This window comes from Roseibium sp. RKSG952, from assembly GCF_009711355.1.
In genome coordinates, this window is sequence record NZ_SMMF01000963.1 from 188420 (window position 1) to 197860 (window position 9441).

Here is a 9441-nt window from a genome sequence, read left to right on the forward strand (position 1 = left end):
CGACTGACCCCACAAGATCAAACCACCCATCAGAAACAGGCCGACCACCAGGATGGTCAGCATGTTTGACGCCAGAGCCCGCCACATTTAACTGACCTTTCCGAAGATCACGCTGGCGTTGGTGCCGCCAAACCCAAACGAGTTCGACAGTGCAACGTTGATTTCCCGCTCGCGCTTGGCGTTAGGTGCCAGATCAATCGGGGTCTCAACAGCCGGATTGTCAAGGTTAATCGTCGGCGGCGCGACCTGATCGCGAATAGCAAGGATTGAGAAAATCGCCTCGATTGCACCCGCTGCTCCCAACAGGTGACCTGTAGCCGATTTCGTTGAGGTCATGGTTGCCTTGCTCGCGTGCTCGCCCAACAGACGCTCAACTGCACCCAGTTCAATGGTGTCGGCCATGGTCGAAGTACCATGCGCGTTGATGTAGTCCAGATCATTCGGCTCAAGTCCGGCGCTGCGCAGCGCGGCTTTCATCGAACGTTCCGCGCCATCACCATCCTCAGACGGTGCAGTAATGTGATAAGCATCGCCCGACATGCCATAGCCCAGCACTTCGGCGTAAATCTTGGCACCGCGCGCTTTGGCGTGTTCATAGTCTTCGAGAACCACAATACCGGCACCTTCGCCCATAACGAACCCATCGCGGTCAATATCGTATGGGCGGCTGGCTTTCTTCGGATCGTCGGCATATTTGGTGGACAGCGCTTTGCACGCGTTGAAACCGGCAATACCGATTTCGCAGATACAACCTTCGCCGCCACCGGCGACCATAACATCTGCATCACCCGCGCGGATGATCCGGCTTGCGTCGCCAATAGCATGAGCACCTGTTGAACAGGCAGTCACGACCGAATGGTTAGGTCCTTTGAACCCGTGACGGATCGACACCTGACCAGAGGCCAGGTTGATTAACGCACCCGGAATAAAGAACGGGGAAACCCGACGCGGGCCCTTGTCTCGGATCAGGTTTGCAGTATCGGCAATTGAACCGAGACCGCCAATGCCGGAACCGATAAGCACACCTGTGCGCAGGCGCGATTCTTCGTCCTCGGGCAACCAGTCAGCATCTTTGCAGGCCATTTCGGCAGCTGCGATTGAATAGAGGATGAAGTCCTCGATCTTGCGCTGCTCTTTCGGCGGCATCCAGTCGTCAGGATTGAATGTGCCGTCTGTCCCGTCGCCGCGCGGAACCTCGCAGGCATAGGTGGTGGTTACACCACTTGCTTCAGCATCGAACTGAGTGATTGGGCCCGCGCCCGACTCTCCGTCCAGCAACCGTGACCACGTTTCCTCGACCCCGCTGGCCAAAGGAGTGACCAATCCCAGACCGGTTACAACGACTCTGCGCATGAAATGCCTCTTGCCTGCTTCCTGTTTGAGAACCGCTCATACCCCGGCCCGGGGTCCGGGGGCAAGAGCAACAGCATATTCCCTACCGGCATCATACCGCCAAAACGGGTAAGAACCGGCTTCTGAACCGGAGATTTCGAATTGAAATAACGAAATCCGCCCCTTCCAGAAATCAGAAGAAGCGGATCATCGTTTAATTCGGCAGCTTTATTGGAACTGTGCCACCGGTTCATGAGCAGCTTTGGCAACGTCCAAAGCCTCGGCCAGATCCAGCGACTTGCGGAACAGCGCCCGACCGACCAGCGCGCCGGAAATGTTGTGAATGTAAGCCAGCCGGGAAATGTCATCAGCAGTGCGGACCACACCGCTGGCAATTACTGGCGTACGAGAATGCGCCGCCAACCCCGAGATCAAGCCTAGCTGCGCTTCTACATCTTCCATGTCGCTGTCGATATCCGTGACAAGTATCGCAGCGAAGGGCGTACCCTCGAACGCATCAATAAAAGCTTCGGGCGTGAATGCACTTTGGCTACGCCAACCTTCGGTCATGACATATCCCTGCCAGACGTCTACCGCGAGAACGATCTGGTCCGGGTAGAATTTGGCAAGTTCCTTGACCAGATGCGGATCGCGCGCTGCCAGAGTGCCGATGACGATGCGACCGGCCCCCTTGTCGATCCAATGTTCGACCTGTTCACGGCTGCGCATACCACCCGCCAGTTGTACCGGCATTTCTGCTGTACGAATAATCTCCTCTACCAACTCAGCATTGGTATCACGACCTTCGATCGCATCGAAGTCGGTCAGATGCATCCATTCTGCTCCGGCCGTAGACCATCCGCGCGCAGTTTCGGCGGGGTCGACATGCCAGATCATCGCTTCGTCCAGACGGCCTTTGTCCAATGTGACACAACGGCCATTCTGCAATTCCATGGTGGGGTAAATCATCATGAGCCCGCTCCTACGCTCTGGTAATCCAGAATAACATACAAGCGGCAATTGCGTGCACATTTTACAGTATCGGCAAACCGGGTTCTATTTGCGGCACTCATCCGGCCGGATATGTTTCAGATCCGTGCAGGCGGTCCGTCACGGCGAAACAAATGAACCGGCGTATCATTGTATACAGACTCGCGCAGTTTCACATATCCCAGTTTCCCGGCAAGGTTCTGCGAAGCAGTATTGGTCGCATCCACCAACGCCACAAGCGGCCCGGGAATGACCCTGTCGAACCAGTCATGCGCAGCCTGCGCAGCCTCGTAACCAAACCCCTGCCCCTGTGCCTCAGGAGCAAGCACCCAACCTGCTTCGGGGAAAGTATCAAAATCCTCACCTAGGCATCGATTACCGTAGAAGAATCCAGCTTGCCCAATGAGTACGCGATTCGACTGCATGACCACGCCCCATTGACCAAATCCGGCCATCTGCCAGTGGCCTGCGTTTCGCAGAAAGGAATCCCAGGCTTCTCCTCGGCTGCGGGGTTTGCCGCCGATATGTCGCACAACACAGGGATTACGCCAGATTTCGGCGAACCGATTGAAATCCTCTGGCCGCATCGCGCACAGCGTCAGACGCGCAGTATTTATCATCGGGGTGGATCTTATCATGCCCTTGCCCGCTCAGGTTTTGCCTCTGGTTCACAGTGCAAACCCGAGATTCACCACGCAAGCTCGAATTTCTTGCAGGCATAAAAAACGGCGCTTCCGTTGCCCGGAAGCGCCGCTTTTGATCAATTTCGAAACTCTTAGGAAGCTTCGCTGATGAATTTGACGGCGTCGCCAAAGGTCTGAATGGTCTCGGCTGCGTCATCAGGGATCTCGATGCCGAACTCTTCTTCGAAGGCCATAACCAGCTCAACGGTGTCCAGGCTGTCCGCGCCCAGATCGTCGATGAAGGAAGCGTTTTCGGTCACTTTGTCTTCTTCAACACCCAGGTGCTCAACAACGATCTTTTTAACGCGATCTGCGACGTCGCTCATGTCTATTCCTCATTCCATTTCAGGGCGCTTTGCCCGGTTCTGCCCTTGCCCGCTCGGGGTGGCTTTGTTTGCCCTTACCGGGCGGTTTGCGTCCCGGGTCACCGGGAAAGTTGAAGGCCGACCAAAATGACCGGCCTCTGCATTTATGCGCCGCCTAATAACACAGACTACGCAAGAGGCAAACGCTTTCGCACCTGCCTCCGACAGCGCCTACAACATGGCCATACCGCCATTCACATGCAAGGTGGTTCCGGTAACATATCCTGCTTCGGGGCTTGAAAGGTACAAAACTGCCGCAGCAATTTCAGACGGTTCGCCCATCCGACCTGCTGGCACCTGTCCCAGGATGCCCTCTTTCTGGTCATCTGTCAGTTTTGCAGTCATTGCAGTCGTAATGAAGCCAGGCGCCACTGCGTTGGCTGTGATTCCACGACTTGCGACCTCATAGGCCAGTGATTTGGTCATACCAACCATACCAGCTTTGGATGCTGCATAGTTTACCTGACCAGGGTTACCGGTTGCACCAACAACGGATGAGATGTTGATAATCCGGCCCCAACGCGCCTTCATCATGCCGCGCAGCACGCCCTTACACAGCTTTGCTGTTGCGGTCAGGTTCACGTCAATTACGCTCTGCCATTCGTCATCAGACATCCGCATGAAGATATTGTCGCGTGTAATACCGGCGTTGTTCACCAGTATATCTACCGAACCCATCGCATCGGCCGCTTGCTTCGGCAGCGCGGCCACAGCCTCCAGATCGCTCAGGTTGCACGGCAATACATGTGCGCGTTCGCCCAGTTCATCGGCAAGTGCCTGCAAAGGCTCAACCCGGGTTCCAGAAAGCGCAACGGTCGCGCCCGCCGCATGCAGTGAGCGTGCAATGTCACCGCCAATCCCGCCCGAAGCTCCGGTGATCAGAGCATTCTTACCAGTCAAATCAAACATTCGGTTTCCCTCTTGGTTCGTCGAAAGTGACGAGGAATTATGATCAGGCGTCTGCCTGAATGGCTTTTTGAACATCTTCAGGCGTACCAACCGCCTGACATGCAATAGACCGCTCGATCTTGCGGATCATCCCGGACAGCGCTTTACCAGCACCAATTTCCCACGCACCAGTCACACCCTGACCAGCCATATACTGAACACTCTCGCGCCAGCGAACCGAACCTGTGACCTGCTCGACCAGCAGTTGGCGGATCAGATCCGGGTCAGTGACCGCTTCGGCGCGCACATTGGCAACCAATGGCACTGCAGGTGCTTTGATCTCAACCTTAGCCAGCGCCTCGGCCATCACATCCGCTGCAGGCTGCATCAAAGCGCAGTGGAAAGGGGCACTGACCGGCAGCATAATCGCACGCTTTGCGCCTTTTTCCTTGGCAATCTCTGCAGCACGTTCAACGGCGGCTTTAGCACCCGAGACCACGACCTGTGTAGGATCGTTGTCATTTGCAGCCTGGCAAACCTCTCCCTGAGCAGCCTCTTCTGCAACTGCACGCACAGCATCCAGATCCAAACCAAGAATTGCAGCCATCGCGCCCTCACCCACCGGCACGGCGCTCTGCATTGCTTGACCGCGCGTCCGCAGAAGACGAGCCGTATCGGCAACGGACAGCGCACCAGCAGCAGCCAATGCCGAGTATTCACCCAGTGAATGACCGGCTACGAAAGATGCCTTGCCGATCGAAACACCTTCAGCCTCAAGCGCACGCATCGCCGCCATCGACGTCGCCATCAATGCAGGCTGTGCGTTCTGTGTCAGAGTCAGCTCTTCGATGTCGCCTTCCCAGATCAGCGCGCTGAGCTTTTCACCCAGTGCCTCATCCACTTCATCAAACACGGCTTGCGCGGCGGGATATGCGTCAGCCAGCGCCTTGCCCATTCCGATGGTCTGGGCACCTTGCCCGGGGAAAACGAACGCGATTGTCATTGCGACCTCTTGGATGACGTTAGGTTGCGGCGGGGTGTAAACCGAGTGACGCCGCCGCACAAGCTCTGCATTCTGACACTTATTCTGTGCGCACTACGCTATTGTGTGTTTGCACCAGCCAATTAGGGTGTCCGCAGCCAATCAACCGGAGCCTGCTACAGATGCCCCTGACTAACACCATATCCAGCTATGGCGGAGTGACCAAAGTCTTCCACTGGCTAACCGCCCTGCTGATTTTGACGGCCCTTCCCCTCGGCTGGGTCGCTGAAAGTATGGCCCATGCAATCTACGACCCAAGTATTGCGTCAACCGAAGAAGATATCGCACGCGCGGCCCGTCTTTTCTCGTTGCACAAAACGATTGGGATCACGGTGTTTTTCGTCGCGCTTGCGCGCATTCTATGGGCCTTGACGCAAACAAAGCCCGGTCTTTTGAACGCAGAAAACAAGCCCGAAGCCTTTGCTGCAGAAACCGTTCACTGGCTTCTATACGGATCGCTTGTGCTCGTCCCGCTCAGTGGCTGGGTTCACCACGCCGCTGCCGAAGGGTTTGCTCCGATCCTCTGGCCTTTTGGACAAAACCTGCCCTTGGTCCCCAAATCGGCTTATCTGGCCGAATTGACCGCAAACCTTCACTGGCTGTTCATGTGGACTTTGGTCGGGGCACTGGCTCTTCATATTATGGGCGCTTTGAAACACCATGTCGTGGACAAGGACAGCACTTTGCGCCGCATGCTGCCTGGACGCTCTGATGCGCCTCAACCTCCCGATCAGCATCATTCGATGGTCCCTGCTTTAGCTGCTGCTATAGTCTGGGTAGGCGTGTTGTCCGGTGGCTGGATGACCGGTACCTTCGATGATGACGCGCACGGCGAAACTGACGCGACAGAACTGACCGAAGTGCAATCCGACTGGAAGGTACAGGATGGCAACTTGTCCATCACAATAACTCAGCTCGGCAGCCCGGTGACCGGAACTTTTGCCGATTGGACCGCTGCAATCATCTTTGACGAGACCGATGATCCCGGGTTGGCCGGTTCAGTCGACGTTACGGTTGCAATTGGATCGCTCAGCCTTGGAACCGTTACCGATCAGGCAATGGGAGCTGATTTCTTCGACAATGCCCAGTTCCCGACGGCGCAGTTCTCGGCCGATCTTTATAAAACCGACGAGGGATACGAGGCCCGCGGCCCCTTGACGATCAGAGATAAGACACTGGATGTCGTTCTACCCTTCACATTGGATATCGAAGACGACACCGCGACCATGGCAGGGGAATTGGAACTGAACCGTCTTGATTTCGATGTCGGAAAGTCCATGCCCGCTGAAGACTCGCTAGCTTTTGCCGTCACCGTTTCGGTTGAGCTTACCGCAACCGAGTCCGAGTAAATGTGAACAAACAAAAAACCGCCGGAGCGATGGCCACCGGCGGTTTCTTTTTGTCTTACGACCGGATCTTTAGTCAGCTTTCTGAGCTTCGACCGAAATCCTGACTTCAACTTCATCGCTGACGAAGGGTGCAAACTGACCCAGATCGAAGTCGCTGCGTACAAGCGTTGTGGTCGCGTCGAAACCTGCCCATGGCTTCTTTGCCATCGGATGCTCGGCAACCTGGTTCAGTTTTGCATCCAGAACCACAGATTTAGTTACGCCGTTCATAGTAAGATCGCCGGTGATGTTCGCAGTGCCTTCACCTGTGACCTCAATTCCGGTCGAGGTGAATGTGATCAGGTCACCTTCGGCAACGCCAAAGAAATCTTCAGTCATGAAGTGGTCTTCGCGCGGCTTCCAGCCGGTGATCATCTCAACGACAGGCATCGAGACGCTTACACTCGAAGCTGCGGGATCTTCCTGATCGAACATGATCTCGCCTTCGAAACCTGAGAACATGCCATAGGTCGTCGAAAACCCGAGGTGGTTATAGCTGAAGACGACCTGGCTATGGCTGGGGTCCAGAACATATTTTTCGGCGCTCGCAAACGCCGTTGTCGCTGATACGGCCAGTGCAGCAGCAAGGAGGGTGGATTTCATGACAATCTCCGCAATTTTGTGTTCGCAAACCTATTGGGTTGCTCAACAACGAAAATGTGCCGCCCAAGGGCGGCACACAACCTCTATTCTCTCACAAATTCTGTTCCTTAATGAACAGACGCGTTTTTAAGCGAAAATCGCGACACTTCCGCTAAGTTGGCCCTTCAACGCTCGGCTGACATCCGCCGATTCCAGCGGCAACTTCATCAGAACACTGCCATCAACATCAAACAGTTCGACCTCATCATCTGCAAATCGTGCGCCACCCAATGAGTCGTAGCCGCGGCGCAGAACCGTCTGCGGACGTCCATTTTCGTTCTTTTGCAACACGCGTACTTCGCGACGGATCGGATCGAAATAAGCGTCAGGGCGCGGATCCAGCACTTCGATTGTCAGCAGGCTTACCCCTGCAATCAGGAACACCATCGAAGCCACCAGCTTGATCGGCCAAACCTCTGCACCGGCCACCGAACCGGGCATCAGCCACATCGAAAACGCTGAAACGATAAGGAATGCGCCGAGCACGCGGAACAGGATCAGTCGCGCTTTCCAGTTCGGCGCGAAGGTGATCATCACCGGTACAGATTCATCATACGCCGAGTTCGGCGCCGCTTGTTGAAATGTGTTCGTATTCATCACGGCCATCGCTTTTGCCCTGTCTGTGTTTTCCGACCACCCGGGTAACTCCCGGCTTGCAAACAACTTTGAGCCGAAAAGCGTCAGGAATTGGGCACCCCAATGGAAATTGGACGACTTCACCAAGGCATATGTGGCGGGACTTGCTCCTGCCGTACAAACGTGTATATGGGGCCATCCTTCGCAATACACATGAATCGCGCAGCCTCTCGTGGCAGGGTCGCGAAGGACCAGATGGCCCCGCCTTTGAAATGCGCCTTGATAGAAACAGGAGTGCACATGCCACTGTATGAGCATGTAATGATCGCGCGTCAGGACCTGTCCAACGCGCAGGCAGAAAGCCTCGTCGAACATTTCGGCACCGTTCTGGCTGACAACGGCGGCAACGTCGTCGAAAGCGAGTACTGGGGCGTCAAGACGATGGCCTACAAGATCAACAAGAACCGCAAGGGCCACTATGCCTTCCTGAAGACCGACGCCCCCGCCGGCGCCGTTCAGGAAATGGAACGCCTGATGCGCCTGCATGACGACGTCATGCGCGTTCTGACCATCAAGGTCGACGAGCATGCCGAGGGCCCCTCGGTCCAGATGCAGAAGCGCGATGAGCGCGAAGGCCGCCGCGAGCGCCGCTGATCAACGCCTGACGAAAGGACATATACCATGGCCGCAAAACCATTTTTCCGCCGCCGCAAGGTTTGCCCGTTCTCGGGCGACAACGCGCCGAAGATCGACTACAAAGACACTCGTCTGCTGCAGCGCTACATCTCTGAGCGTGGCAAGATCGTTCCTTCGCGCATCACCGCCGTTTCGGCGAAAAAGCAGCGTGAACTGGCCCGTGCTATCAAGCGCGCCCGCTTCCTCGCCCTGCTGCCCTACGCCGTGAAGTAAGGAGAGACTGACATGCAAGTTATCCTTCTGGAACGCGTTGCGAAACTGGGTCAAATGGGCGACGTCGTTGACGTCAAGCCCGGCTACGCCCGCAACTTCCTGCTGCCCCAAGGCAAAGCGCTGAGCGCGTCCGAGTCGAACATCGCCTCGTTCGAAGCCCAGAAAGCGCAGCTTGAGGCACGCAACCTGGAAACCAAGAAAGAAGCTGAAGCACTGGCTGAAAAGCTGGACGGCCAGCAGTTCATCGTGATTCGCTCGGCATCGGACGCCGGCGCCCTGTATGGCTCGGTCACCCCGCGTGACGCCGCAGACGCCGCAACCGACGCTGGTTTCACCGTCGACAAGAAACAGGTCATCCTGATCGCACCGATCAAGGAACTGGGCCTGCACTCGGTTGCAGTTAAGCTGCACCCCGAAGTCGAAGTTGAGATCAAAATGAACGTTGCCCGTTCGGAAGAAGAAGCCGAACTGCAGGCATCGGGCAAATCGATCCAGGAACTGGCAGCCGAAGAAGAAGCCGCTGCTGAATTCGAGATCGCTGAACTGTTCGACGACATCGGCTCGGCCGCTTCGGAAGACGAAGAGCTGACTCCCGAAGCTGCTCCGGCTGAAGAAGACGAAGCCAA

Annotated in this window: 12 protein-coding genes; 4 read left to right on the forward strand and 8 right to left on the reverse strand. The window is 56.1% G+C overall.

Going from position 1 to position 9441, the window contains the following annotated elements; translation table 11 throughout:
* Positions 1 to 87: 87 nt before the first annotated feature.
* The 6 genes from fabF to fabD all read right to left on the reverse strand — a co-directional run bounded on the left by fabF (position 88) and on the right by fabD (position 5261).
* Complete coding sequence (gene fabF / locus E1297_RS47065; protein WP_155151081.1) at positions 88 to 1353, reverse strand: beta-ketoacyl-ACP synthase II; 1266 nt, start codon at positions 1351 to 1353, stop codon at positions 88 to 90.
* A gap of 207 nt (positions 1354 to 1560) precedes the next feature.
* Positions 1561 to 2304 carry a HisA/HisF-related TIM barrel protein gene (locus tag E1297_RS47070; RefSeq protein WP_155151084.1) on the reverse strand — a complete coding sequence of 248 codons (744 nt, stop codon included), beginning with the start codon at positions 2302 to 2304 and terminating at the stop codon, positions 1561 to 1563.
* A 116-nt stretch (positions 2305 to 2420) separates the two neighbouring features.
* Positions 2421 to 2942: a GNAT family N-acetyltransferase gene (locus E1297_RS47075; protein ID WP_209016418.1), complete on the reverse strand. Its 522-nt coding sequence runs from the start codon at positions 2940 to 2942 to the stop codon at positions 2421 to 2423.
* Between the two features lie 155 nt (positions 2943 to 3097).
* Positions 3098 to 3331 (reverse strand): acyl carrier protein, encoded by a 234-nt coding sequence (locus tag E1297_RS47080; protein WP_005982462.1) that lies wholly within the window; start codon positions 3329 to 3331, stop codon positions 3098 to 3100.
* Positions 3332 to 3541: 210 nt separating this feature from the next.
* The gene (gene fabG, locus E1297_RS47085; protein WP_155151089.1) at positions 3542 to 4279 is read right to left on the reverse strand and encodes a 3-oxoacyl-[acyl-carrier-protein] reductase; all 738 of its coding nucleotides are present in this window, start codon (positions 4277 to 4279) and stop codon (positions 3542 to 3544) included.
* A gap of 43 nt (positions 4280 to 4322) precedes the next feature.
* The gene (gene fabD, locus E1297_RS47090; protein ID WP_155151093.1) at positions 4323 to 5261 is read right to left on the reverse strand and encodes an ACP S-malonyltransferase; all 939 of its coding nucleotides are present in this window, start codon (positions 5259 to 5261) and stop codon (positions 4323 to 4325) included.
* Between the two features lie 161 nt (positions 5262 to 5422).
* Here fabD and E1297_RS47095 point away from each other — a divergent pair, with 161 nt between their 5' ends.
* Entirely contained in the window at positions 5423 to 6649 is a 1227-nt protein-coding gene (locus tag E1297_RS47095; protein WP_155151095.1) for a cytochrome b/b6 domain-containing protein, read from the forward strand.
* A 69-nt stretch (positions 6650 to 6718) separates the two neighbouring features.
* Here E1297_RS47095 and E1297_RS47100 read toward each other — a convergent pair whose 3' ends face one another.
* Positions 6719 to 7291 (reverse strand): YceI family protein, encoded by a 573-nt coding sequence (locus tag E1297_RS47100; RefSeq protein WP_155151097.1) that lies wholly within the window; start codon positions 7289 to 7291, stop codon positions 6719 to 6721.
* A 126-nt stretch (positions 7292 to 7417) separates the two neighbouring features.
* The gene (locus E1297_RS47105) at positions 7418 to 7927 is read right to left on the reverse strand and encodes a hypothetical protein (RefSeq protein WP_209016419.1); all 510 of its coding nucleotides are present in this window, start codon (positions 7925 to 7927) and stop codon (positions 7418 to 7420) included.
* A gap of 279 nt (positions 7928 to 8206) precedes the next feature.
* Here E1297_RS47105 and rpsF point away from each other — a divergent pair, with 279 nt between their 5' ends.
* The 3 genes from rpsF to rplI all read left to right on the forward strand — a co-directional run.
* Positions 8207 to 8560, forward strand: coding sequence for a 30S ribosomal protein S6 (gene rpsF, locus E1297_RS47110; protein ID WP_155151103.1), 354 nt, complete (start codon positions 8207 to 8209; stop codon positions 8558 to 8560).
* A gap of 27 nt (positions 8561 to 8587) precedes the next feature.
* Positions 8588 to 8815: a 30S ribosomal protein S18 gene (gene rpsR / locus E1297_RS47115; RefSeq protein WP_005982441.1), complete on the forward strand. Its 228-nt coding sequence runs from the start codon at positions 8588 to 8590 to the stop codon at positions 8813 to 8815.
* Positions 8816 to 8827: 12 nt separating this feature from the next.
* Positions 8828 to 9441: 50S ribosomal protein L9 (rplI, locus tag E1297_RS47120; protein ID WP_155151875.1), on the forward strand; the 614-nt coding region annotated here is incomplete at its 3' end.